Below are 22,870 nucleotides of genomic sequence, written 5' to 3'. Positions count from 1 at the left end.
GAATTTCTTGACGACCATAGAGCATTGGAACCACCTGATCCCATCCCGAACTCAGCAGTGAAACGATGCATCGCCGATGGTAGTGTGGGGTTTCCCCATGTGAGAGTAGGTCATCGTCAAGATTAAATTCCGAAACCCCTATCTGCGTACGCAGGTAGGGGTTTTGTTTTTGCGCGCGAAAAAGTTACAGCCCAAACAAAGGGCCCTATCAGGGCCCTTGTGTGTAGCAAGGTTGTGTTCAAGCCTTGAGCAATCAATGCATCATGCTGTGATCCGCCATGTTCAGTGCCCGCGCCTGGGCCTCGACCGTGATCGACTCTTTCTCGCCTTTGGCATTCTCGACCGTCAGGGTCAGCGGTACCTTGTCGCCTTCTTTGACTTGGGCAACCAGATCGATAAGCATCACGTGATAGCCGTGCGGGTCCAGCGAGACGGCTTTGCCGGCAGGCAATGCCACGAACGCCACGGGTTGCATGCTCATCACATCGTTCTTCATGGTCGACTGGTGGATCTGCACCGTCTTGGCCACCGGCGACGCGACACTCAGCAGCTTGCTGTCGTCGCTTGCGGTGATGGTCATAAAGGCGCCGCTCGCTTGTTGTCCCGCGACGGTGGCGCGAACCCAGGCGTCGTCAACCTGGGTCTGGGCCGAAACCTGGCAGGCCAGCCCCAGCAGGGACAACCCGAGCAGGGCGTGTTTGACGCGCTGGGTGATGCCGGTTTTATTGGCCGTTGAGTTCATTAGCAAACCTCCATGACAGTGAGCAAATCTTCCGCGCACTCTTGCGCGGTAAGCGAGTGGGACAAGCCAAGGCGCAACGTTCCCCGGGAGTCATAGACATAACTCGTGGCGGTGTGCGAAAGGGTATAGGTGGACCCACTGGGTACTTTTTCGTAGAACACATCGAACTCTTTAGCGGTGGCAGCCGTTTCCTCCAGCGTCCCGTAAAGCGCGACAAATGAAGGGTCGAAGGTTTTGACGTAGGCATCGAGTACGGCCGGCGTATCACGCTCGGGGTCCAGGGTGATGAAGATCACCTGCAGGCGTTCGCCATCCTTGCCCATCAACTTCTTGGCCTGTACTGCGCGAGCCAGGGTCGTGGGGCAGATTGCCGGGCATTGGGTGAAACCGAAGAACACCATCGGCATCAGGCCGCGAAAACTGGAGAGCGTTCTTGTGTTGCCCTCGGTATCTTTCAACTTGAAGGTACGCCCAAGGATCTTGTCGCTCAGGTCCTTGCCGTACTTGTAGGACAGCTGGCCTCGACTGTCGCAACCGCTGAGGAGGCCAAGGCCCAGCAGGCCCATACCTGCAATCACCTTTCGGCGAGTCAAATCAACACTCATCTAGTACCGCCCTTTGAATGGCCCGACGCTCCTGAGATCTGTCGAGGCGTGTCATCTTCAAATTGCGACATGGTATCAAAATGACGGTGATCAATAGCTTGCTAATGGACGATAGGTCAGACGTTTACGGTCGCCGGGCACTAAGGCAATGCATATATCTTGAACAGCTTCTTCATCGTATCGCTGGCACCCCCCAGGTACCTGGCGTACGCCTGTTCCATCGCTCCCGAACGGTAAGCCTCACTGAGAGCGGTATCGACCAGCAGGCGCAGCTCCTCATTGCCGCGCTCCATGACCATCGAGGCCGGTGCGTACTCGTAGATGCGGTCGAGCACCATCAGGTTGCCGTCGGGATAGTCCGCGGCCAGTTGGTTCTTGAGCAGCATACGCTCGGCGAAGAACGCAGCGACCTTGCCGTCGGCCACCTGCTTGAGCCCTTCCTGGCTGTTCTCGACCGTGACCAGGGTGGTAATGACACCCAGGGTGCGCATCTGCCCACGAATCCACTGTTCGGTGACACCGCCCGCCGGTGCGGCAAAGGTCTGGTTGGACAGGCCGCGGTTGAGCGTCGCACGCCAGGTCGGGCCGGTATGGGCCTCTTGGCCGTTGAGCACATTGAGCAACGCAGGCGGCGCGTCCTGGCGGACCACGGCCGAGAGACCGGCGGTGTAGATCGGCACGGAAAAACTCACGCTCTTGCGTCTTTCGAGGCTTTGCGGGGTAGGTGTACAGAGGATGTCGATGTTTCCCGAGCGCACGGCATTGATTTCATCGACCTGCCTGACCGCCTGATAGCGCACTTGCAGCGCGGGCAACGCCAGTTCGGCCTTGAGTTTGTCGACGACGGTCTGGCACAGGTCGATGGCAAAGCCTTTGGCCTTGTCACCGTCCTGGGTGCTGAAGGGCGCAAAGTCATTCAGGTAACCGAGGGTGAGGCTGTTGCTGGCCCGCACCCGCTCCAGCGTATCGGCCCGGCCCGTTCCGGGCAGCAGCATGAGCATGCAGGCAAGCAGCATGGGGATAAGGGGCGGCCTCTTCATGTTCATGTCCTTTCCCGTGATCGGTGGTCGTGGTGCGCTGATAGGCGCCACTATGCGTCCCCGATCTCGCTCAGGGGTGGCGGCGGGGTGCCGACAAAGCGCTTGGCAATGGAGGCATAGAGCAGGTAGCCGATCACCAGCACCAGGGTGCCGCCGAATACGGCCTCCATGCCACAGGAGTAAAGGGCATAAAACGAGTACGTCAGCGCCACCAGCAACACGAGGCTGTTACGTACATACACCGAGGCACTGACCTTGGCCTTGTACATGATCACCAGCAGGCCCGTCAGGGCGGTGACGTAGGGCACCAGGTTGGTCACTGCGGCCAGGCTCACCAGTTTGCTGAACTGGGCACTGGCATTGGGTGAAATGGTTGAGAGTGCCATCAACGTCTGCAGTACGGCGCACACCGCCATGCCGATGATCGGTGCATTCATTGCGGTGATCTTGCTGAAAAAGTTGGGGAACATGCCCTGGTCGGCGGCCATCTTTGCCGTTTGTGCCAAGGTGAACTGCCACCCCAGCAGTGAGCCGATGCAGGCCATGACGGCCAGCACCATGATGATGTTGCCGATCATGGGGGTGAACATCCGGGCATAGACGAGGGCGAAGGGCGCGGAGGAGTTGGCCAGCTCCGCATTGGGAATGATGCCCTGGATGACGGTGGTCGACAGCACATAGATCACGGCGGCCCCCAGTGTCCCGAACAGGCAGGCCAGGGGTACCGTGCGCTTGGGGTTTTCCACCGCATCAATGGCTTGGGCGGCGGATTCCATGCCCAGGAACGCCCACAGGGTCAAGGGAATGGTCCTGCTCACGGCCTCGGAGATCGGCAGCTCGTTCGGGTTCCAGGCGGCAATCAGTACCTCGGGCTTGAACCAGAACCAACCGATGATGCACAGGCCCGCCACTGGAATGATCACCCCCCAGACCGTGATCGCGCCGATCCTGCCGGTAATGCCGGGGCCGCCAAAGTTGGCCAGGGTGGTTATCCAGATCAAGCCGATCGTGCCGATGAACAATGGGATGGCACCGCTGCCCAGCCATGGCAGGAACTCCGTCATGTAGCCCACGGCGGAAATCGCCACCGCCACGTTGGCGATGGCCAGCGACAGGAAGTAGAGGTAGGAGCACAGAAAGAAGCCCGACTTGCCATGGGCCTGTTCGGTGTACGCCGACATCCCGCCCGAACGTGGACAAAATATCCCGCATTGGGCAAAGCAATAGGCGATGGCCATTGAACCTATCGCGGTGAATATCCAGGACAGCAACGAGACGGCCCCAAGTTGGGCCATGTTGGTGGGCAGCATGATGATGCCCGAGCCCATCATGTTCACCGCCACCAGCGTGGTCAGCCCCGTGAGGCTCATTTTCTTGCCTGACTCAGCCATTGCTGACTCCTTGCCCGGTTCAAGGCATTGACCATGAGTCCGGCGCAATACGACGGGCCATTGGCAGTCTGCGATCAAGGGGGGTGATCAACATCCGCAATACTGGGTATAGATCAAATTGGCCCGTCGTCATCCGGTCGACCCTGGGATTTTCCGACAATTTCGTGATTGTTTGCCGACGCCTTCAAGGGAATGCCCAGTGCGGCCGATAACCCGACGGGTCGTTGTCCTGCGCTGCGCCAAACCGGGCCGCGACATTGAGCTGGCTGTTGCATGTGTCTTTGGGTTCATCTTCTTAATTGCCTGGAATCTTCGATGCTGGCGTACCACCAAAAGAGTTTTTTGATCGTCGATGATTTCTCGGATTTCCGCAGTTCCGTCAGGTCGATGTTGCGTGAACTGGGGGTCAAGGATGTCGACACGGCCGACACCGGCGAGGCCGCGCTGCGCATGTGTTCGCAGAAGCGCTACGACTTCATCCTGCAGGACTACCACCTGGGCGATGGCAAGAAGAATGGTCAGCAGGTACTCGAAGACCTGATGGTCGATAAGCTGATCAGCCACGAAAGTGTGTTCCTCATGGTCACCGCCGAGAGTAGCCAGGCGATGGTGCTCAGCGCCCTTGAACATGAGCCGGATGCCTACCTGACCAAGCCGTTCAACCGCGCCGGGCTTGCCCAGCGGCTGGAGCGACTGGAGCAGCGCAAGACCTTGCTCAAGCCGATCATGCAGGCGCTGGACCGGGGCAAGCCGGTCGAGGTGCTGAACGCCTGCGTTGCCCTGTGCAAGCAGGACCCGCGCTATGCGCCGCTGTGCCTGCGCTATCGCGCCGATGCGCTGCGCGACATGAACCAGAACGAAGCGCTGGAGCGACTGTACAACAGCATTCTGGCGGACCGCCCGCTGCCTTGGGCCTATGCCGGTCTGGGGCGATTACTGTTCAAGCGCGGCCAGTCCGGCCAGGCCAAGACGTTGTACGAAAAGGCGCTGAAGGTGTTTCCGATGATGCCCGGGTTGTACGACGGACTGGCCGATGTGCTGGTGGCCCAGGGCGACACCAGGACGGCACAGCGTGTACTGGAAGAGGCGGTTCGCCTTTCCCCCCTGGCGGTGCGTCGACAGGCCTTGCTGGGCAAGCTGGCGATGACCAACGAAGACTTCGACACCTCCGCACGCGCCTATCGCCAGGCGGTATCCCAAGGTGCGCAGTCGCGCTTCAAGGACCCGGAGAGCAACCTCGGCCTGGCGCACGCACTGATCAGCAAGGGCAGCGAAAGAGGCCTGGATACCCGCACGCGCCTTGAGATCAACCAGACGTTGAGCGCGGTCGCCAAGGACAATCCCAATGACCCGGGCCTGCAGATCCGGGCCCGCCTGATGAAGGCCACCAGCCTGCTGATCAACGATGCGGAAACCGCGGACAAGCTCACCGAGCAAGCGTTGATCCGTCTCGATGGCATGGAGCAGTTCATGAGCGCCGAAGCGGCGTTGCTGGTGGCCAAGCAGTTGAAGATGCTGGGGCAGGCTGACGCCGGTAATTCGATGTTGAAAAACTGCGCGGAAATCTACGGTGACGACCCGGTGGTGATGCAGGGCATTGCCAAGCAGACCGATGACCCTGCGATTCTCAATTCCGGTACCGCGGCGGCCGACCTCAACCGGCAGGGCGTTCGCAGCTACAAGGCCGGTGCGCTGACCGAAGCCCGGGAATTGTTTCGCGGTGCGCTGCTGCTGCAACCGAAGAACATCAGCATCGCCCTCAACATGGCGCAGTCGCTGTTGCACGGGAACACGGCCAGCCTTGACGCGACCCTGCTGGACGAATGCCGTCGCTGCTTGAAGAGGGTCGGCCTGATGCCCGAGAGTGACCTGCGGTATCCGCGTTATCAAAAGTTGCGAGACAAGGCGTTTGGCGAATGAACGAGAGTGAACCGGGGCTCGATTTTTCCACGGTGATTGCCTCCACCGTCCACGACATGAAGAACTCCCTGGCCGTACTGATGCAGGCGCATGGTCAGTGGCTTGCTCGCTTGTCCGAAGCGCAGCAGCAAAGCGGCGAGCAGGGTGTGATCGACTTCGAATTCGCCCATCTCAACGGCATGCTGGTGCAGTTGCTGGGGCTCTACAAACTGGGCGTCAACCAGTTGCCGTTACGCCCGGACTACCATGAACTGGACGATTTCATTGAAGCGCAATTGGCTGCGCATCAAGAGGTGTTCAAGAGTCGCGGCATTCTGGTGACGTACGAGGTCGACCCCTTGAGCCCGCTCGGGTTCTTCGATCGTGAGTTGATCGGCACGGTACTGGCCAACGGCATCAACAATGCCATCCGCTATGCCCGCAGTTCGCTGCTGATCAGTGTGGGCGAGGAAACCGGGCAGTTGGTGCTGACGATCAATGACGATGGCGAGGGCTACCCGACCCGGATGATCGAGCGTCAGGCTGACTATGTGCAGGGTATCAACCCGGCCAGTGGCAGTACCGGTCTGGGTCTGTATTTCGCCGCGCGCATTGCCCGGCTGCACCAGCGTAATGACGTGCAGGGGCGCACCGAGATCAGCAATGGCGGGCCACTGGGCGGCGGGCTGTTCAGTCTTTACCTGCCGTAGGTGCTTTATTCGTTGGGCCTGCTTGATATTCCGAACGGCTGAAGCCTATTTTGTACATGTCGCCGTTCGCGGCCCGCATTACAACAAGGATTGAGTCATGACGACCGATGGCCAGAGCTCACTCGCGCAGCGATTGACCGGCATTGATGAGATTGAGTGTGTCACGCCGGACCTCAATGGCGTGCCGCGCGGCAAGGTAATGACCGCTGAGGGTTTCCTCGAGGGGCGACGTTTGCAGATGGCGCGGGGCGTGCTGCTGCAATGCATCATGGGCGGATACCCGCCCGCACGCTTTTACGGCAGTGACGACGGCGACCTGGCGCTCAACGCTGACCCGCAACAGATCCATCGCTTGCCCTGGAGCCAGCCGCCTCGTGCATTGGCCATCTGTGACGCCGACGAGTTGAGCGGCGCAAGCTCGCAACTGTCCACCCGCGGCCAGTTGAAAGCGGTGATCGCCCGTTATGCCGCGCTCGGCCTGGCACCGGTGGTGGCGACCGAGATGGAGTTCTTCGTGTTCGCCCCCAACACTGACCCGACCCAGGCCTTCCAGCCGCCTGTCGGCCTGGATGGGCGCCGCGAGGACGGCCAGTCGGCCTTCAGCGTCAGTTCCAACAACGGCTTGCGGCCGTTCTTCACTGAAGTCTACGAGTGCATGGCGGCGCTGGGGTTGCCGCGCGATACCTTTATGCACGAGATGGGTGTCAGTCAGTTCGAGATCAACCTGTTGCACGGCGATCCCTTGCTGCTGGCCGACCAGACCTTCCTGTTCAAGCACCTGCTCAAGGAAGTGGCGCTCAAGCACGGCTTGACCGTGGTGTGCATGGCCAAGCCGTTGCCGCATACGCCGGGCAGTTCGATGCACATTCACCAGAGTGTGGTCGAGATCGGGACCGGGCGTAATGTTTTCAGCGATGAGGCCGGGCAACCGACGGCCCGATTTCGGCACTTCATCGGTGGCCAGCAGGCGGCCATGGCGGACTTCACGGCGCTGTTCGCGCCGAACGTGAACTCTTATCAGCGGCTGTGCCATCCTTACGCATCACCGAACAACGCCTGCTGGTCCCACGACAACCGGGCGGCCGGCTTGCGGATTCCGGCCAGCGCAGCGGTCGCGCGACGGGTCGAGAACCGCCTGCCGGGTGCTGACGCCAACCCGTACCTGGCCATTGCCGCCAGTCTTGCGGCGGGCCTGCACGGTATTGAAAACCAGCTGGAGCCAACTGCGCCCATCCAGGGCGAATTTGAAGTGCCAGAAAGTTTGTCGCTGCCATGTACCTTGCATGCGGCTCTCGAGCGTCTGAAACGTAGCCAGTTGGCGAAGGAACTGTTCGGCAAGGAGTTCATCGAAGGCTACATCGCTTCGAAGACCATGGAGTTGACCAGTTTCCTTGATGAAATCACTCCCTGGGAGCGGCGCGTTTTAGCAGCCCAGGCATAACCGACCCGTCGCCGTCGGGCTATCGTTGACGGTAGCCCGATACTCACTGCAAGGAGCCGCCCGGAACGCCGATGCGCCAAATCTGGAAATCCTTTCGAGCGCTTTATTTCGCCTCGCTGATGATGTTGATCGGCTCGGGCTTACTCAGCACCTACCTGGCGCTGCGCCTCGCCGCGGACCAAGTCGACGGTCTGTGGGTCGGTGCGTTGATGGCCGCCAACTACTTTGGCCTGGTGCTGGGCGGAAAAATCGGTCACCGGCTGATTGCCCGGGTCGGGCATATCCGGGCTTACTCGGCCTGTGCGGGGATCGTCGGTGCGGCGATCCTCGGCCACGGGCTGGTCGACTGGCTCCCGGCCTGGCTGATACTGCGGGTGGTCGTGGGGCTGGGCATGATGTGCCAGTACATGGTCATCGAGAGCTGGCTGAACGAGCAGGCCGACGCCAAGCAGCGCGGCGTGGTATTCAGCGGCTATATGATCGCCTCCTACCTGGGGCTGGTGTTGGGCCAGCTGATTCTGGTCATGCACCCGGCCCTGGGGCCGGAGTTGCTGATGCTGGTGGCGCTGTGTTTTGCCCTGTGCCTGGTGCCGGTGACCCTGACCCGGCGCATTCACCCGGCGCCCTTGCACCCGGCTCCCATGGAGCCACGCTTCTTCATGAAGCGGGTGCCGCAGTCGCTCAGCACGGTATTGGGGGCCGGGCTGATTGTCGGCTCGTTCTATGGTCTGGCGCCGCTCTATGCCTCGCAGCAAGGCTTGTCCACCGAGCAGGTGGGTCTGTTCATGGGCAGCTGCATTTTTGCCGGCCTGTTGGTGCAGTGGCCGTTGGGCTGGCTGTCGGACCGCTATGACCGGGCGCTGCTGATCCGCAGTTTCGCGATTTGCCTGGCGCTGGCGGCGTTGCCCCTGGCGATCATGCCGCAGGTGCCGCTTGAGGTGCTGTTCATTGCTGGCTTCGCGTGCTCGCTCGTGCAGTTCTGCCTGTATCCGCTGGCGGTGGCGTTTTCCAACGACCACGTCGAGGGCGATCGCCGGGTGTCGCTGACGGCCATGCTGTTGATGACTTACGGCGTAGGCGCGAGCATCGGGCCGCTGGTGGCCGGTGTGCTGATGAAGTATTTCGGCAGCCAGATGCTCTATGCGTTTTTCAGTTTTTTCGCCCTGGTCCTGGTCTGGCGCATTCGTCCGAAAGCCGTGACCAATCTGCATCAGGTCGATGATGCCCCGCTGCATCACGTTGCGATGCCCGACAACATGACCAGCTCACCCTTGGTGGCGGCGCTCGACCCACGGGTGGATGAGCAGGTGGTGCAGGATCAGATGCAAAACGGTGCCAGCCCTGAGCCAGACCCTGAGTCCGAGGTACAACCGGATAGCCAGGCCGATGAGTCCGGCTCCGACCCCGAGGATCCGCCGCCGGAGTATCCGTCAGACCTGAGTGGCGCCAGGCCCTGAGGGCAAAAAAAACGGGCAGTCACCGTCAGGGACTGCCCGTTTTTTTGATGCCTTCGGATCAGAAGTCGTCTTTGTCGAAGCGACGTGCCTCGCGCTGCAACTGATAGACAAAACGCTCGACCTGGCGCTGTACCAGGCCGCTCATGTTGTGAAAACGTACGCCGGCGAAGGTGGTGTCGATTTTTTCTTCGTGATGCAGGTAACGCAGTTCTACCGGGGCCGTCATGCTGCCGAAGGGCAGGGCGGCGACAAAGCGCTCGTAGACCTGGCCCAGTTGCAGGCCGTTGGTGATGTCGCCGTCAAAACGCAGCTTGCAGCCGGTTGCTGAAATGTCCAGCAACTTGCCGTTCAAAGGCGCCTTGAGTTTTTCGCCCGCCAGTTCGATGTTGACCAGTTGCGCCAGTTTCAAGGCAGCACGAAAGGCATTGCGACGCTGGTGGTACACCACTTCATCGGGCAGCGTGCCACGGTAACAGCGGTCACCCGTGGATTCGTCGATGGTCAACAGGCCGTTGCTTTCCCAGGCAATGCGTACGCCTTCGTGAAAGCCTTCGATGCGGAAAGGTTCGCCCGCCAGCAGGAAGCGCTCGCCATCGCGGGGGATCATTTCGTCCAGCGCGAGCATGTTGTTCTCGCGATCCACTTCGACCAGATAGCTCTGGAAACGCTGGCTGCGCTCATGGAACGTAATGATCAGGGGATCGTGGCTCTCTTGCAGCATTCGCAGATGACCGGCGATTTCCAAAGGGGTCGCAAGCACCTTTGGTGGCTGCGGAGCATCTTCCGCGTTTGAGGCGTTGAACACGGCTTTTCAATCTCCAGGCAGGATACGGTCACACGCAAGGCTAGCATTCTGCCAGCATGTTTGGCGCCTTCATAGGGCGCACTGAATGATGGGGTCAGGCCTGGCTGAGCGGGCGCGGCTTCACCAGCATGGCGGTTGATCCGCGAGCGTCGTAGAGGGTTGGAGACTCGCCCCCGTTGAGGATTCTCAACTGATGGGCGGTGCTGGCTTGCTGCACCTGGATCGAACGGCCATTGCGCTCATTGGCGACCTGGCAGTCTTCGAGCAGTTGATTGAGCACATCGCTTTGCGCCAGCAGTTCCTGGCCAATGCCGGAGTGGGCGGCGAGTTGCTCCAGGCCGCTGCGGTCAGTCGGCAGGTTGAGGCTGGCCAGCACTTCGCTGCGCCGGCGGCCATGCTGCTCCAGCAGAATGATCAGGCCTTGCTTGCTGGCCAAAATGGCCTCCAGCAGCGGCATGTCGCGACCGTGCAGGGCAAGGGATTCTTGCTGCAGCAAATCCAGCAACTGTTGCGCTGGAGCAAAATCGTCGGTGATCAGTTGCAGTAAATTAGTATCGTGCATGGCAGGCCTTGGGTTTTTAGCGTCCAAAAGCCCTGGCGCCGGCCGTCGGCTAGCGCTGGGCTTCGAAGTTGAGCAGTTTGCTGGCGACGCGGTTGCTGTCGACTTTATAACTGCCATCGGCAATGGCGGCTTTCAACTCGGCTACGCGGGCCTTGTCGACGGCAGGCTCTTCGCGCAGCGTGTCAGTGATCTTCTGCAACTGCTGAGCCTCGTTGCTGAGGTGTACCGATTCCCCGCTCTGGCTGGCCCCGACCTGTTCGGCCTGGGTCGACAACGGCGCGGTTCTGGCGGCTTCACCGGTTTCCTGGGGGGCGCCGGTACGCGAACTGCTCGTGAGCGTGGGTGCGCTGTTTATGCGGCTGAAATCAATGACCATGATGAAAAAACCTCTGGGAATTTGGACGCTTGCCATGTTTTCGGCCAATCCCGAAAAAACTTTAGGCTCATTTATCCATGAGCGCGGGCGCGTCGGCATTTGCCCTGCGTGAGGCACAGTTTAGGGAATGGGTCGATTACGCGCCAGCGCTCTACATGGCGACCTCAACCTGGCCGGGCGCGGTCACTTGCGCCTTGATCACTCGTTGAGAGTTCAGGTTCTTGACCCGGATCTGCTCGTTCAAACCGCCATTGGCCAGTGCTTCGCCCGGCATCCGTACGCTGAGGGTTCCGCTGCGGGCGGTGATCACGACCTGGTCGCCCTTGCGCACGACTTCGGCCTGCTCCATGTGTACCAGGGTAATGACCTGGTCATTGACCATGGACCGGACAAGTTTTTGCCCGATCGCCTGATCCACATTCGTCAGGTACCCCTGGTTGATCAGGCTGATGTCGCGCTCGCGCAGCATCACGTCGAAAGCTTCGATGATCCCGGCGCGCTTGAGGGGCCGGGTGGTAGTCACGACCTCGCGGAACAGGTGGACCTGGGCGGGGACGAAGACTGTCCAGGGCGAGGCGCCGTCGCACCGCACCCGCACCGTGACGCGTCCCAACGGCTTGGCGGGGCTTTCCAGCGTCGCTGTCAATTCCTTGTCGCACATGGGCATGCGCAAGCGCGGGTCGAGTTGATTGACCTCGATTTCATAGCGGCCTGCGGTTTGACTGGTGGCCAGATAGTCTTCTACGGTGAATTCAAGAAAGCCCTGAGTGACGCCGATAAGTAGATCAGGCAAGGTAACCGGGTCGGCAAGGGCAGGGCTGCCAGCATTGAAAACACACGCCGCCGCAACCACGCAGCGCCATCGGCGGCAGGTTGAGGTCAGGCGTCGGAATAATGTCGTGTTCACGTTCATGGCAGTTCAAAAGCAAGCGCCGTGCCGTTTAGTGATGAATGTGCGTCGCAACACACTTAGCGTTGGTGTAGGAGTCTGGGCATGGCTGGTGTAATGGATGCAGTAAACCAGCGCACGCAACTGGTAGGGCAGAATCGCCTGGAGCTGTTGTTGTTCCGTCTCGACGGCCCACAGCTCTACGGGATTAACGTTTTCAAGGTCCGGGAGGTGCTGCAATGCCCGAAACTGACCGTGATGCCCAAGTCCAACCCTGTCGTGTGCGGTGTCGCCAGTATTCGGGGGGCGACCATTCCGATTCTGGATCTGGCCATGGCCACCGGGTCGGGCGGGTTGAAGGATCAAAGTAATCCCTTTGTGATCATCACGGAGTACAACACCAAGACCCAGGGCTTCCTGGTGCGCTCGGTGGAGCGCATCGTCAACATGAACTGGGGGGAGATCCATCCGCCACCCAAGGGCACGGGACGCGATCACTACCTGACCGCTGTGACTCGAGTCGACAATCAGTTAGTCGAAATCATCGACGTGGAGAAGGTGCTGGCGGAAGTGGCGCCCACACCGGAGGCGATTTCCGTCGGCGTGGTGGATGTCGAGACTCAGCACAAGGCGTTGTCCTTGCGAGTGCTGACGGTCGATGACTCGTCGGTGGCACGCAAGCAGGTCTCGCGTTGCCTGCAGACGGTGGGGGTCGAGGTGGTCGCGTTGAACGACGGTCGCCAGGCGCTGGATTACCTGCGCAAGCTGGTCGAGGAAGGCAAGAAGCCGGAAGAGGAGTTTCTGATGATGATTTCCGACATCGAAATGCCTGAAATGGACGGCTACACCCTCACGGCCGAGATACGCAACGACCCTCGCATGCAAAAGCTTCATATCATCCTGCATACTTCGTTGTCGGGTGTGTTCAATCAGGCGATGGTCAAGAAAGTCGGTGCCGATGACTTCCTGGCCAAATTTCGTCCTGATGACCTGGCATCCCGGGTAGTCGACCGGATCAAAGCAGCAGACATCAGCTAGGGGGCTTTGCCCCTGGCGGTCAACACGATTTAAGAGGCGGCATCATTGTCTACGGGTAATTTGGATTTTGAACAGTTCCGGGTCTTCCTGGAAAAAGCCTGTGGCATTTTGCTCGGTGAGAACAAGCAGTACCTGGTGTCGAGCCGTCTTAACAAGCTGATGGAACAGCAAGGCATCAAGTCCCTGGGGGAGCTGGTCCAGCGTATCCAGGGCCAGCCACGCAGTGGCCTGCGCGAAATGGTGGTGGACGCGATGACCACCAACGAAACCCTCTGGTTTCGTGACACCTACCCGTTTGAAGTCTTGAAGAACAAAGTCCTGCCCGAGGCGATCAAGGCCAGTCCCGGCCAGCGCCTGCGGATCTGGTCGGCCGCCTGTTCGTCGGGGCAGGAGCCGTACTCGTTGTCGATGTCGATCGACGAGTTCGAGCGCTTCAATCTGGGCCAGTTGCGGATGGGGGTGCAGATTGTTGCCACCGATCTGTCCGGCACCATGCTGAACAACTGCAAGACCGGCGAGTACGACAGCCTGGCCATTGGCCGTGGGCTATCGCCCGAGCGCCTGCAGCGTTACTTCGACCCGAAAGGGCCGGGGCGCTGGGCGGTCAAGGCGCCGATCAAGAGCCGGGTGGAGTTTCGCTCGTTCAACCTGCTCGACAGCTACGCCAGCCTGGGCAAGTTCGACATCGTGTTCTGCCGCAACGTATTGATCTACTTCTCCGCCGAAGTGAAGAAGGACATCCTGTTGCGCATTCACAGCACGCTCAAACCGGGGGGCTACCTGTTCCTGGGGGCCTCCGAGGCACTGAACGGTTTGCCGGATCACTACCAGATGGTCCAGTGCAGTCCGGGGATCATCTACCAGGCCAAGTGATGGTCGGGTGACAAAAACAGCGGGAGCCCTCGGGGCTAATTCCGATCAGTTAAGCCAAAGACCAGCCGAACATAGTACCCGTGGCGAGGGAGCTTGCTCCCGCTGGGCTGCGTAGCAGCCCCAAAACAGGGCCGCTTTGCGCCCCAGCGGGAGCAAGCTCCCTCGCCACGGGTTTCGTGTTCGGCTTTATTTCTCTTAACTGACCGGCATTAGCCCACGGGGCTCCCGTTTTTTTTGCCCCGACACAGGCTTCTGGGCGGTCGCGCACGCCGGGTGTGCTGTTGAGGCAGTGCGCTGTTCCGGGCGGCAGAAAAGCGGCAGGTGACGGAAATCGGTTGCCGCTTTTCTGGCATTGCCGCTTTGCCGCCGCTGGCAAAGCCCCTGTTTACGGGGTTTTGCCAGCTGGCACGGGGCTTGCTAAGTACCTGGTACGAAAAATCAGGTCACCCAAAGGTTTCCGACATGAGCATCAGCTTCGATAAAGCGCTCGGTATCCACCAGCAAGCCCTGGGCTTCCGCGCCCAGCGTGCCGAAGTGCTGGCCAACAACATTGCCAACGCCGACACCCCGAACTACAAGGCTCGGGACCTGGACTTCTCGGCTGTCCTGGCTACCGAGAACGATAAGCACAAGAACGGCACCTTCGCCTTGAACATGACCAACAGCCGTCATATCGAAGCGCAAGGCCTGAGCAGTGGTGACGAGTCGTTGCTCTATCGCACGCCGATGCAACCGTCGATTGACCAGAACACCGTGGACGCGCAGCTGGAGCAATCCAACTACGCCGAAAACTCGGTGAACTTCCAGGCCAGCTTCACGCTGCTCAACAGCAAATTCAAAGGGCTGATCTCGGCCCTGCGCGGAGAGTAATCCATGTCCCTATCCAGTGTTTTCAATATTGCCGGTAGTGGCATGAGTGCCCAGACCACGCGCTTGAACACCGTGGCCAGTAACATCGCCAACGCCGAGACCGTCTCCTCGAGCATCGACCAGACCTACCGTGCCCGGCATCCGGTGTTCGCCACCATGTTCCAGGGCGGCCAGTCGGGCGGCAGCGACTCGTTGTTCCAGAATCAGGAGGCCGCGGGCCAGGGCGTTCAGGTGCTGGGTGTGGTCGAAGACCAAAGCAACCTGGAAGCCCGCTACGAGCCGAATCATCCGGCGGCTGACGCCAAGGGCTATGTGTTCTACCCCAACGTCAACGTGGTCGAAGAAATGGCCGACATGATTTCCGCCAGCCGTTCATTCCAGACCAATGCGGAAATGATGAACACCGCCAAAACCATGATGCAGAAAGTCCTGACCCTCGGTCAGTGATAAGGGGCAACTCAGATGAGTGTGACTGATAGCACGAGCGGCCCGAGCCTCAAGGATATTCTTGCCAATTCCTCGAAGAAGACGACCGCCACCAGCAATGATGGCCTGGCCGCCGCCGCCAACAGCAAGACTGGCAAAAACGAACTGGGCAAGGATGCGTTCCTGCAATTGCTGGTGACCCAGCTCAAGAACCAGAACCCGCTGGACCCGCAGGACAACAGCGCATTCGTGGCGCAGTTGGCCCAGTTCAGCAGCCTGGAAGGCATCACCACGCTGAACACCTCGGTGAACAACATTTCCAGCGCGTTCGGTTCCTCGCAAGCCTTGCAGGCATCGTCGCTGGTGGGGCGCTCGGTCATCGTCCAGGCCGGCTCGGCCTATGTCGACACCAGCAAGAGCATGACCGGCTCGGTGGTCGTGCCGGTTTCGGTGGCCTCGTCCACGGTGACCATCACCGACAAGGACGGCAAGGCGGTGAAAACCATCGACCTGGGTAGCCAGCCGCAGGGCAATGCCAGCTTCGTCTGGGACGGCACCAATACGGCGGGCGAAAAAGTCGAGCCGGGTACCTACAGCTTCAAGGCCAGTGCACCGATCGACGACAAGCCTGTCGACCTGATCACTTACCTGCCTGCGACAGTCAACAGCGTGACCGTGAGCCAGACCGGCGGCGAGATGATGTTGAACCTCGCCAACATGGGCACCATCGCACTGTCCAAAGTACAAACTATCGGTCTATAGCGCCGGCTAACGCGGCACAAGGAGTGGAATATGGGTTTTAACGTCGGCCTCAGCGGCCTCTCTGCAGCCAACAAGCAGCTGGACGTTACCGGCAACAACATCGCCAACGTCGGCACCACCGGATTCAAGTCCTCGCGCGCGGAGTTCGAAGACGTCTACTCGGCGACCAAGCTGGGTACCGGCAGCAAGAGCATTGGCAATGGCGTGCGCCTGGGCAACGTTTCCCAGCAATTCAGCCAGGGTGACGTGAGCAACACCGGCAACGTGCTGGACATGGCCGTCCAGGGTTCGGGGTTCTTCGTGCTCAACGACAGTGGCTCGCTGACCTACACCCGTGCCGGTACCTTCAGGGTCGACAAGGACGGCTTCGTCACCAACAGCGCCGGTACCGCACGCCTGCAAGGCTATGGCGTCGACGCCAATGGCAAGATCGTCAACGGTGTACTCAGCGACCTGAAAATCGACCAGTCGAACCTGGCGCCGAAAACCACCAGCACCATTTCTTCGAGCATCAACCTGAACTCGAGCAAGCCGAACATCGATCCGGCCGTGACGCCGTTCGACCCGAACAAGCTCGAAACCTATACCGAGATGTTCAGCACACCGATCTATGACAGCCAGGGCAACCAGCACATCATGGACCAGTATGTGGTCAAGACCGGTTCCAATACTTGGCAGACCTACACCCTGGTGGAGGGGCGTAACCCTGACGGTGGCGCCTACGTACCCGCCGGTACCGGTACGCCGCCCGTGACGCCGGGCAATCAGGAACCGATGGCCATGAACTTCGGCTCGGACGGCAAGCTGCTGGCTATCGTGCCGCCAGCTTCTGGTAGCCCTTATACGGTGAGCGGCGGCACCTCGATTGTCATGGGCGCGGGTGTCTGGACTCCCGGCACTGTCACCGACGGTGTGTGGACGGCGAACGGGGCGGTGGGTAACGCCAACGGCATCAGCAACGACCTGACCAAGACCACCCAGTTCAACTCCGATACGGTACGCAACCTGCCAACCCAGGACGGTTACGCCACGGGCCAGATCACCAACCTGAGCATCGACGGCACCGGCACGCTGTTCGCTAACTTCAGCAACAGCAAGTCCAAGGCCATCGGTCAGATATCCCTGGCCAGCTTCAACAACGAGCAGGGCCTGCAGCCGGTAGGCGGTTCGGGCTGGAAGGAAACCTACGCGTCTGGTTTCGCCGCCTACGACACCGCTGAAACCGGTACCCTGGGCTCGGTAGTGTCCAACTCGCTGGAAGAGTCCAACGTCAACCTGACCAATGAGCTGGTGGACCTGATCAAGGGCCAGAGCAACTACCAGGCGAACGCCAAGACCATCTCGACCCAGAGCACCATCATGCAGACCATCATTCAGATGGCCTGATGCCGCCGGGCTGATCGCGCAACCGAAAAAGCCCCTCGTCGAGGCAATGTTGTTCAGTTAGGAAACGCTTGAAGCGAGTGAGGGCCCCGTGGCGAGCGAGCTTGCTCGCGCTGGGGCGCGAAGCGCCCCCAACAAAGCGACTGCGGTCTTCCAGATCGAACTAGGCGATCGTTTTTGGGGCTGCTGTGCAGCCCAGCGCGAGCAAGCTCGCTCGCCACGGGGGCTGTGTTGAGCAACTCCATCCTTAACTGAACAGCATTGCCCTCGTCGAGGGGCTTTTTCGTTGGGCTCGCGAAGGGTCAGCCCATCATGTCCTTGATCAAGCGCTCTTGCTCCATCAGCTCGCGCTGACGGGCATCGATACGTGACGACAGCGGGAAGTTGCTGCCAGCCTTGCGCTTGGCGAAGTCCAGTTGCTGAATGGCCTGGCGGTAGTCGCCCACGAGTGCGAAGTACTCGGCGCGCGCCTGGTGCAGGCCGATGATGTTGCCGGACTGGCCACGGGTTTCAGCCACCATGTACCAGATGTCCGGATCGTCCGGCCGGGTCTTGAGCAGGGCTTCCAGGGCCTTTTCGGCGTCGGCGGGGCGGTTCTGCTTGAGCAGCAGGTCGACACGTACCTGGTTCAGCGGATAGTTGCCGGGGAATTGCGCCAGCATCCGGTCGACCCGCGCCTGCGCATCCGCCAGGCGATTATTGGTCATGTCGAGATCGATCTGGGCCAGGTTGTAGATGATTTCGTTGGGGGCCTTGGCCAGCAACGGCTTGAGACTCTCACGTGCGTCGCTCAGCTGTCCTCCCTTGATCTGGGCGATCGCCAGGCCGTAGCGCGCCACGTCGTTTTTAGGGTTTTCATCGAGCTGGGCGCGAAAGCGCTTGGCGCCAAGCCCCGGGGTTTCCTCGTAAATCAGCTGCACGCGTGCGCGAATCAACTGGTAAGTCAGGCTGTTTTCCTTGCCGCCCGCTGGCGCCTGATCTGCGCGGTTGCGGGTGTCGGCGATCCGCGATTCGGTCACCGGGTGAGTCAGCAGGAATTCCGGCGGCCTGGCATCGAAGCGGTACTGACGCATCAAGCGCTCGAACATGGTGGGCATCGAACGTGGGTCGTAACCGGCTTTTTCCAGGTTGATGATGCCGATACGGTCGGCTTCCTGCTCGTTTTGCCGGGAGAAGCGCCGTTGCTCCTGGATGGCGGCGGCCTGGGTGCCGGCAATCGCGGCGATACCGGCGTCACCGCCACCGGCTGCGGCGACGATGATCCCGGCGAGCAGGGCGGCCATCATCGGCACTTGCATGCGCTGCTGGGCTTCAACACCGCGGGCAAAGTGGCGTTGCGACAAGTGAGCCAATTCGTGGGCCATGACCGAGGCGTATTCGCCTTCGGTCTGGGCGTTGAGAAACAGCCCGCCATTGACCCCGACAATCCCGCCGGGAGCGGCGAAGGCGTTGAGCTGCGGGCTGTTGATCAGAATGAATTCCAGCCGCCGGTCGTTGAGCTGGCTGGTTTCCACCAGGCGGTAGACACTGGTTTCAACGTAGTTTTTCAGCTGTGGATCGTTGAGTTGCGAAACCTGGCTGCGCAACATGGCCAGCCAGGCGCGACCCAGATCGTGCTCTTGTTGTGGCGATACGATGGCAGAACTGGCGTCGCCAAGTGACGGCAAGTCGTCGGCGAAGCCTGGCGAGGCGAGCAGGCAAGCGAGCGTCAGCAGCGTGGGGCGCAGAAAAGTCATGCACAAAGCCTTAGTCGACAAAGACCTTACTGTAGCCGGACACTTGCGCCGCGACCAGATATTCTAGGCAACTCAATCACCTATCCGGAGTGAAGCAATGACCGATGCTGTAGAGCATGATGCCGAGCTGGACGCCAGCGGACTCAATTGCCCGTTGCCATTGCTCAAGGCCAAGATGGCGCTCAACGGGCTGGCCAGCGGTGCGGTGCTCAAGGTGATTGCCACCGACGCCGGCTCGCAGCGGGACTTTCGCACCTTTGCCCGTTTGGCCGGTCATACGCTGCTGCATGAAGAAGACGAAGCCGGGGTTTATCGCTACTGGCTGAAAAAAGCCTGAAGATTCGATAGGGATCATTAATGTTCAAAGTGCTTCGCGACTGGGTCCAGCGCTACTTCTCCGATGAAGAAGCGGTGGTGCTCGCCGTTCTGCTGGTCCTGGCCTTCACCGCCGTCCTGACCCTGGGTGGCATGCTGGCCCCGGTGCTGGCGGGGATGGTGCTGGCCTACCTGATGCAGGGGCTGGTGGGCACCCTTGAGCGCCTGCGCCTGCCGGGTGGCGTAGCGGTGGGGCTGGTGTTCGCGTTGTTCATGGGACTGTTGCTGGTGTTCATGGTCGTAGCGGTGCCGCTGCTCTGGCATCAACTCATTACCTTGTTCAACGAACTGCCCGGCATGCTCGTCAAATGGCAGTCGCTGCTGCTGTTGCTGCCTGAGCGCTATCCGCACCTGGTGTCGGATGAGCAGGTGTTGCGCGCCATCGAGGTGGCTCGCAGCGAGATCGGCAAGTTTGGCCAGTGGGCATTGACGTTCTCGCTGTCCAGCCTGCCGCTGCTGGTCAACATCATGATCTACCTGGTGCTGGTGCCGATCCTGGTGTTCTTCTTCCTCAAGGACCGAGTGATGATCGGGCAGTGGGTGCGCGGTTATCTGCCGCGAGAGCGTGCGCTGATTACCCGGGTCGGCCAGGAAATGAACCGGCAGATCGCCAACTACATTCGCGGCAAGGTCATGGAAATGGCCATCTGCGGCGGGGTGACCTACATCGGTTTCATCGCGCTGGGCCTCAACTATTCCGCCTTGTTGGCGTTGCTGGTCGGCGTTTCAGTGGTGGTGCCCTATGTCGGCGCGGTGGTGGTGACGGTGCCGGTCATGCTGATTGCCTTGTTCCAGTGGGGCTGGAGCGATCAGTTCCTCTACCTGATGGCGGTCTACGGGATCATCCAGACCCTGGATGGCAACGTGCTGGTGCCGTTGCTGTTCTCGGAGGCGGTGAACCTGCACCCGGTGGCGATCATCTGCGCGGTGCTGCTGTTTGGCGGGCTGTGGGGTTTCTGGGGGGTGTTCTTCGCGATCCCGTTGGCGACCCTGTTCAAGGCCGTGCTGGATGCGTGGCCGCGCAAGGAGCCGGTGGTTTCGCCGCTGTTGTAACGCGAGAACGCTGTCCCCGTGGCGAGCGAGCTTGCTCGCGCTGGCGCGCATGGCGCGCCCTGACAAGGCGACAGCAGTCTTTCAGAACTATCTCGGTGGCTGGTTTGGGGCTGCTGGGCAGCCCAGCGCGAGCAAGCCACGGTGTGGGAGGGGCTGAACAGGCGTTAACGCATCAGGCCTTGTTCAGCGCCTGGGCCGCGGCCAATACCGCATCCACATGCCCCGGTACTTTCACGCCGCGCCATTCCTGGCGCAGTACACCGTTCTTGTCGATCAGGAAGGTGCTGCGATCAACGCCCATGTATTCCTTGCCATACAGCTTCTTCAGCTTGATCACGTCGAACAGCTGGCAGAGGGCTTCGTCCTTGTCGCTGATCAGCTCGAAGGGGAACGCCTGCTTGCACTTGAAGTTCTCGTGGGACTTCAGGCTGTCGCGGGACACGCCGAACACTTCGGTATTGGCGTCCTGGAATTGCGCGTACTGATCGCGAAAGCCCTGGCCCTCGGTGGTGCAGCCCGGGGTGCTGTCCTTGGGGTAGAAGTAGATCACCGCCTGCTTGCCCTTGAGGGCGGCCAGGCTGATGGTCTGCCCGCTGGTGGCGGGCACTTCGAAGTCGGTGACCGGTTGGTCGAGTGTGACGGCCATGGGCAGGGTCCTTACATCGGGTTCTGTGGGCGCCAAGGTTCGATCAGCGCATCGAGGTTCAGCGCGTCGGCGAAATCCAGGAACTGATCGCGCAGCCAGCTGATCTGCACGCCGGCCGGCAAGGTCACGGTGAACGTGGCGTTGAGCATGGTGCCGCCGGTTTGCGGGGCCTGGTAGGTGTCGCAGGTCAGGTTTTCCAGCTCGACGTTATGGTCGATGAAGAACTGGCACAGCTCATTGACGATGTCCGAGCGGTAGGCGGAGCTGACATAGGCCACATACGGCAGGGCTTGCGGGCGGTTCTCCAGCGCGGCGCTGCGCACCACGTTGACGGTGAAGGCGTGTTTCTTGGCCAGGCTCGGCAAGCCGGCCTCCAGGCGCGCCAGGGCGTCCCAGGAACCGGAAATCTCCAGGATGAGCGCGCTGCACTCGCCGTGGCGAGTCAGGCGGGAGGTGACCACGGCACAGCGATTTTCATGGCTGGCGCGGCACAGGACGTTAGTCAGCTCCATGGGGTTGGCGCCGAGGGCACTGATGACAAGGAATTGTTCGCGAACTGTGGGGGTGGACATGCAGCCTTCCTAAAGCGATGAGCGGTCGGTACGTCCATGGACTGATGTGTCGGGCGTGCGTCCATATGCGAAATCAACAAAGCCCGGTCCAGACGGTTGCTTCGAGCTCAAACAGGGCGAGTTCGGGGAGTTGGCAACGCAGGAACGGGGTTTGTGGGGCCGAAAATGGAGGCTTGCACCCGGCGCTCGAGCCTGTCGGTACGGATCAAAGTCTGAAGGGTAGCGAAAACCGGCGCCAAGGGGAATGGCACGAGCGCAGTACTTCGCTTGTGCAAGCATCTTGGCGCCAGTACCATTACGGCTCTCTTTTTCCGGCAGGAGCGGTTGCATGATTGCGGGCAGTATGGTGGCACTGGTCACACCCATGGATGCACAGGGTCGTCTGGACTGGGACAGCCTGAGCAAACTGGTGGACTTTCACCTGCAAAACGGCACCCACGCCATCGTGGCGGTCGGTACTACAGGCGAGTCGGCAACCCTGGACGTCAACGAACACATCGAAGTGATTCGTCGCGTGGTCAAGCAGGTCAACGGTCGCATTCCGGTGATCGCCGGCACGGGCGCCAATTCGACGCGCGAGGCGATCGAGTTGACCACCAATGCGAAGACTGCCGGCGCCGATGCGTGCCTGCTGGTAACGCCGTACTACAACAAGCCGACGCAAGAAGGCCTGTACCTGCACTTCAAGACCATCGCCGAAGCCGTCGACATCCCGCAGATCCTCTACAACGTGCCGGGTCGTACCGCGTGCGACATGCTGCCGGAGACGGTCATCCGCCTGTCGACCGTGAAGAACATCATCGGCATCAAGGAAGCCACCGGCGACCTGTCCCGCGCCAAGGCCATCATTGATGGCGTGAGCGAGGACTTCCTGGTGATTTCCGGTGACGACGCCACGGCGGTCGAACTGATCCTGATGGGTGGCAAAGGCAATATCTCGGTCACCGCCAACGTTGCCCCTCGCGAGATGGCCGACCTGTGCGACGCCGCCCTCAAGGGCGATGCCGAGACCGCGCGCGCCATCCACGAAAAACTGATGCCACTCAATAAAACCCTGTTTATCGAGTCCAACCCTATTCCCGTGAAATGGGCGCTGCATGAGATGGGCTTGATGCCGGACGGTATCCGTCTGCCGCTCACCTGGCTCAGCGAAGCCTGTCACGAACCGCTGCGACAGGCCATGCGCCAGTCCGGTGTACTGGTTTAATTGAGGAAGTAC

24 protein-coding genes and 1 rRNA gene are annotated in these 22,870 nt (G+C 60.6%); 14 read left to right on the top strand and 11 right to left on the bottom strand.

Features of this window, described 5'->3' with window-relative positions:
- The first annotated feature begins 6 nt into the window (after nucleotides 1-6).
- Nucleotides 7-122 (top strand): 5S ribosomal RNA (rrf, locus tag CKW25_RS15600).
- Nucleotides 123-253: 131 nt separating this feature from the next.
- Here rrf and CKW25_RS15595 read toward each other — a convergent pair.
- The 4 genes from CKW25_RS15595 to potE all read right to left on the bottom strand — a co-directional run bounded on the left by CKW25_RS15595 (nucleotide 254) and on the right by potE (nucleotide 3,778).
- Nucleotides 254-742 (bottom strand): copper chaperone PCu(A)C, encoded by a 489-nt coding sequence (locus tag CKW25_RS15595; protein WP_095080393.1) that lies wholly within the window; start codon nucleotides 740-742, stop codon nucleotides 254-256.
- Nucleotides 742-1,347 carry an SCO family protein gene (locus tag CKW25_RS15590; RefSeq protein ID WP_095080391.1) on the bottom strand — a complete coding sequence of 202 codons (606 nt, stop codon included), beginning with the start codon at nucleotides 1,345-1,347 and terminating at the stop codon, nucleotides 742-744. Before CKW25_RS15590 ends, CKW25_RS15595 begins: the two co-directional genes overlap by 1 nt.
- 140 nt (nucleotides 1,348-1,487) lie before the next feature.
- A complete protein-coding gene (locus CKW25_RS15585; RefSeq protein ID WP_095080389.1) occupies nucleotides 1,488-2,393 on the bottom strand; it encodes an amino acid ABC transporter substrate-binding protein in 906 nt (301 codons plus the stop codon).
- Between the two features lie 44 nt (nucleotides 2,394-2,437).
- Nucleotides 2,438-3,778 carry a putrescine-ornithine antiporter gene (potE, locus tag CKW25_RS15580; RefSeq protein ID WP_095080387.1) on the bottom strand — a complete coding sequence of 447 codons (1,341 nt, stop codon included), beginning with the start codon at nucleotides 3,776-3,778 and terminating at the stop codon, nucleotides 2,438-2,440.
- A gap of 315 nt (nucleotides 3,779-4,093) precedes the next feature.
- Here potE and CKW25_RS15575 point away from each other — a divergent pair, with 315 nt between their 5' ends.
- The 4 genes from CKW25_RS15575 to CKW25_RS15560 all read left to right on the top strand — a co-directional run bounded on the left by CKW25_RS15575 (nucleotide 4,094) and on the right by CKW25_RS15560 (nucleotide 9,285).
- Nucleotides 4,094-5,698 (top strand): tetratricopeptide repeat-containing response regulator, encoded by a 1,605-nt coding sequence (locus CKW25_RS15575; protein ID WP_095080386.1) that lies wholly within the window; start codon nucleotides 4,094-4,096, stop codon nucleotides 5,696-5,698.
- Entirely contained in the window at nucleotides 5,695-6,387 is a 693-nt protein-coding gene (locus CKW25_RS15570; protein ID WP_095080384.1) for a sensor histidine kinase KdpD, read from the top strand. The genes CKW25_RS15575 and CKW25_RS15570 overlap by 4 nt, the downstream gene beginning before the upstream one ends.
- A 199-nt stretch (nucleotides 6,388-6,586) precedes the next feature.
- Nucleotides 6,587-7,828: a glutamine synthetase family protein gene (locus tag CKW25_RS15565; protein WP_172736534.1), complete on the top strand. Its 1,242-nt coding sequence runs from the start codon at nucleotides 6,587-6,589 to the stop codon at nucleotides 7,826-7,828.
- A 71-nt stretch (nucleotides 7,829-7,899) separates the two neighbouring features.
- The gene (locus tag CKW25_RS15560) at nucleotides 7,900-9,285 is read left to right on the top strand and encodes an MFS transporter (protein ID WP_095080380.1); all 1,386 of its coding nucleotides are present in this window, start codon (nucleotides 7,900-7,902) and stop codon (nucleotides 9,283-9,285) included.
- A 58-nt stretch (nucleotides 9,286-9,343) separates the two neighbouring features.
- Here the strand turns inward: CKW25_RS15560 and CKW25_RS15555 are convergent, their stop codons facing one another.
- From CKW25_RS15555 to flgA, 4 genes are all read right to left on the bottom strand, one after another.
- Nucleotides 9,344-10,090, bottom strand: coding sequence for a flagellar brake protein (locus CKW25_RS15555; RefSeq protein WP_095080378.1), 747 nt, complete (start codon nucleotides 10,088-10,090; stop codon nucleotides 9,344-9,346).
- Between the two features lie 94 nt (nucleotides 10,091-10,184).
- Nucleotides 10,185-10,652 (bottom strand): flagella synthesis protein FlgN, encoded by a 468-nt coding sequence (locus CKW25_RS15550; RefSeq protein WP_095080376.1) that lies wholly within the window; start codon nucleotides 10,650-10,652, stop codon nucleotides 10,185-10,187.
- Nucleotides 10,653-10,701: 49 nt separating this feature from the next.
- Complete coding sequence (flgM, locus tag CKW25_RS15545) at nucleotides 10,702-11,028, bottom strand: flagellar biosynthesis anti-sigma factor FlgM (RefSeq protein ID WP_095080412.1); 327 nt, start codon at nucleotides 11,026-11,028, stop codon at nucleotides 10,702-10,704.
- 151 nt (nucleotides 11,029-11,179) lie between these two features.
- On the bottom strand, nucleotides 11,180-11,941 hold the full coding sequence (flgA, locus tag CKW25_RS15540) for a flagellar basal body P-ring formation chaperone FlgA (RefSeq protein WP_095080374.1): 762 nt from the start codon (nucleotides 11,939-11,941) through the stop codon (nucleotides 11,180-11,182).
- A gap of 81 nt (nucleotides 11,942-12,022) precedes the next feature.
- On the opposite strand from flgA, the gene CKW25_RS15535 reads away from it, so the two are divergent.
- The 6 genes from CKW25_RS15535 (at nucleotide 12,023) to flgE (ending at nucleotide 17,272) form a co-directional block, all read left to right on the top strand.
- Nucleotides 12,023-12,955 carry a chemotaxis protein CheV gene (locus tag CKW25_RS15535; RefSeq protein WP_095080372.1) on the top strand — a complete coding sequence of 311 codons (933 nt, stop codon included), beginning with the start codon at nucleotides 12,023-12,025 and terminating at the stop codon, nucleotides 12,953-12,955.
- A gap of 45 nt (nucleotides 12,956-13,000) precedes the next feature.
- A complete protein-coding gene (gene cheR / locus CKW25_RS15530; protein WP_095080370.1) occupies nucleotides 13,001-13,828 on the top strand; it encodes a protein-glutamate O-methyltransferase CheR in 828 nt (275 codons plus the stop codon).
- A gap of 462 nt (nucleotides 13,829-14,290) precedes the next feature.
- Nucleotides 14,291-14,698 (top strand): flagellar basal body rod protein FlgB, encoded by a 408-nt coding sequence (flgB, locus tag CKW25_RS15525; RefSeq protein WP_095080368.1) that lies wholly within the window; start codon nucleotides 14,291-14,293, stop codon nucleotides 14,696-14,698.
- Nucleotides 14,699-14,701: 3 nt separating this feature from the next.
- Entirely contained in the window at nucleotides 14,702-15,145 is a 444-nt protein-coding gene (gene flgC / locus CKW25_RS15520; RefSeq protein WP_095080366.1) for a flagellar basal body rod protein FlgC, read from the top strand.
- 15 nt (nucleotides 15,146-15,160) lie between these two features.
- Entirely contained in the window at nucleotides 15,161-15,886 is a 726-nt protein-coding gene (gene flgD, locus CKW25_RS15515) for a flagellar hook assembly protein FlgD (RefSeq protein ID WP_095080364.1), read from the top strand.
- A gap of 30 nt (nucleotides 15,887-15,916) precedes the next feature.
- A complete protein-coding gene (gene flgE / locus CKW25_RS15510) occupies nucleotides 15,917-17,272 on the top strand; it encodes a flagellar hook protein FlgE (RefSeq protein WP_095080363.1) in 1,356 nt (451 codons plus the stop codon).
- A gap of 299 nt (nucleotides 17,273-17,571) precedes the next feature.
- On the opposite strand, the gene CKW25_RS15505 is transcribed toward flgE, so the two are convergent.
- Nucleotides 17,572-19,005 carry a M48 family metalloprotease gene (locus tag CKW25_RS15505; protein WP_095080361.1) on the bottom strand — a complete coding sequence of 478 codons (1,434 nt, stop codon included), beginning with the start codon at nucleotides 19,003-19,005 and terminating at the stop codon, nucleotides 17,572-17,574.
- A 97-nt stretch (nucleotides 19,006-19,102) separates the two neighbouring features.
- On the opposite strand from CKW25_RS15505, the gene CKW25_RS15500 reads away from it, so the two are divergent.
- Both CKW25_RS15500 and CKW25_RS15495 read left to right on the top strand, forming a co-directional pair.
- Entirely contained in the window at nucleotides 19,103-19,342 is a 240-nt protein-coding gene (locus CKW25_RS15500; protein ID WP_095080359.1) for a sulfurtransferase TusA family protein, read from the top strand.
- Between the two features lie 20 nt (nucleotides 19,343-19,362).
- Nucleotides 19,363-20,433 (top strand): AI-2E family transporter, encoded by a 1,071-nt coding sequence (locus CKW25_RS15495; protein WP_095080357.1) that lies wholly within the window; start codon nucleotides 19,363-19,365, stop codon nucleotides 20,431-20,433.
- A 172-nt stretch (nucleotides 20,434-20,605) separates the two neighbouring features.
- Here CKW25_RS15495 and CKW25_RS15490 read toward each other — a convergent pair whose 3' ends face one another.
- Nucleotides 20,606-21,079 (bottom strand): peroxiredoxin, encoded by a 474-nt coding sequence (locus CKW25_RS15490; protein WP_095080355.1) that lies wholly within the window; start codon nucleotides 21,077-21,079, stop codon nucleotides 20,606-20,608.
- An 11-nt stretch (nucleotides 21,080-21,090) separates the two neighbouring features.
- Entirely contained in the window at nucleotides 21,091-21,651 is a 561-nt protein-coding gene (locus CKW25_RS15485; protein WP_095080353.1) for a glycine cleavage system protein R, read from the bottom strand.
- Between the two features lie 328 nt (nucleotides 21,652-21,979).
- Here CKW25_RS15485 and dapA point away from each other — a divergent pair, with 328 nt between their 5' ends.
- Complete coding sequence (gene dapA / locus CKW25_RS15475) at nucleotides 21,980-22,858, top strand: 4-hydroxy-tetrahydrodipicolinate synthase (RefSeq protein ID WP_095080349.1); 879 nt, start codon at nucleotides 21,980-21,982, stop codon at nucleotides 22,856-22,858.
- Nucleotides 22,859-22,870 lie beyond the last annotated feature (12 nt).

This window comes from Pseudomonas sp. Irchel s3h17, from assembly GCF_900187505.1.
Taxonomy (GTDB): Bacteria; Pseudomonadota; Gammaproteobacteria; order Pseudomonadales; family Pseudomonadaceae; genus Aquipseudomonas.
The sequence above is the reverse complement of the archived record's forward strand: the minus strand, read 5'-3'. Positions and strand labels throughout refer to the sequence as shown.

Coding starts and splice junctions, on each gene's coding strand:
- CKW25_RS15595 (WP_095080393.1), bottom strand. CDS start 742: ATGAACTCAACGGCCAATAAAACCGGCATCACCCAGCGCGTCAAACAC.
- CKW25_RS15590 (WP_095080391.1), bottom strand. CDS start 1,347: ATGAGTGTTGATTTGACTCGCCGAAAGGTGATTGCAGGTATGGGCCTG.
- CKW25_RS15585 (WP_095080389.1), bottom strand. CDS start 2,393: ATGAACATGAAGAGGCCGCCCCTTATCCCCATGCTGCTTGCCTGCATG.
- potE (WP_095080387.1), bottom strand. CDS start 3,778: ATGGCTGAGTCAGGCAAGAAAATGAGCCTCACGGGGCTGACCACGCTG.
- CKW25_RS15575 (WP_095080386.1), top strand. CDS start 4,094: ATGCTGGCGTACCACCAAAAGAGTTTTTTGATCGTCGATGATTTCTCG.
- CKW25_RS15570 (WP_095080384.1), top strand. CDS start 5,695: ATGAACGAGAGTGAACCGGGGCTCGATTTTTCCACGGTGATTGCCTCC.
- CKW25_RS15565 (WP_172736534.1), top strand. CDS start 6,587: ATGACCGCTGAGGGTTTCCTCGAGGGGCGACGTTTGCAGATGGCGCGG.
- CKW25_RS15560 (WP_095080380.1), top strand. CDS start 7,900: ATGCGCCAAATCTGGAAATCCTTTCGAGCGCTTTATTTCGCCTCGCTG.
- CKW25_RS15550 (WP_095080376.1), bottom strand. CDS start 10,652: ATGCACGATACTAATTTACTGCAACTGATCACCGACGATTTTGCTCCA.
- flgM (WP_095080412.1), bottom strand. CDS start 11,028: ATGGTCATTGATTTCAGCCGCATAAACAGCGCACCCACGCTCACGAGC.
- flgA (WP_095080374.1), bottom strand. CDS start 11,941: ATGAACGTGAACACGACATTATTCCGACGCCTGACCTCAACCTGCCGC.
- CKW25_RS15535 (WP_095080372.1), top strand. CDS start 12,023: ATGGCTGGTGTAATGGATGCAGTAAACCAGCGCACGCAACTGGTAGGG.
- flgB (WP_095080368.1), top strand. CDS start 14,291: ATGAGCATCAGCTTCGATAAAGCGCTCGGTATCCACCAGCAAGCCCTG.
- flgC (WP_095080366.1), top strand. CDS start 14,702: ATGTCCCTATCCAGTGTTTTCAATATTGCCGGTAGTGGCATGAGTGCC.
- flgD (WP_095080364.1), top strand. CDS start 15,161: ATGAGTGTGACTGATAGCACGAGCGGCCCGAGCCTCAAGGATATTCTT.
- flgE (WP_095080363.1), top strand. CDS start 15,917: ATGGGTTTTAACGTCGGCCTCAGCGGCCTCTCTGCAGCCAACAAGCAG.
- CKW25_RS15505 (WP_095080361.1), bottom strand. CDS start 19,005: ATGACTTTTCTGCGCCCCACGCTGCTGACGCTCGCTTGCCTGCTCGCC.
- CKW25_RS15500 (WP_095080359.1), top strand. CDS start 19,103: ATGACCGATGCTGTAGAGCATGATGCCGAGCTGGACGCCAGCGGACTC.
- CKW25_RS15495 (WP_095080357.1), top strand. CDS start 19,363: ATGTTCAAAGTGCTTCGCGACTGGGTCCAGCGCTACTTCTCCGATGAA.
- CKW25_RS15490 (WP_095080355.1), bottom strand. CDS start 21,079: ATGGCCGTCACACTCGACCAACCGGTCACCGACTTCGAAGTGCCCGCC.
- CKW25_RS15485 (WP_095080353.1), bottom strand. CDS start 21,651: ATGTCCACCCCCACAGTTCGCGAACAATTCCTTGTCATCAGTGCCCTC.
- dapA (WP_095080349.1), top strand. CDS start 21,980: ATGATTGCGGGCAGTATGGTGGCACTGGTCACACCCATGGATGCACAG.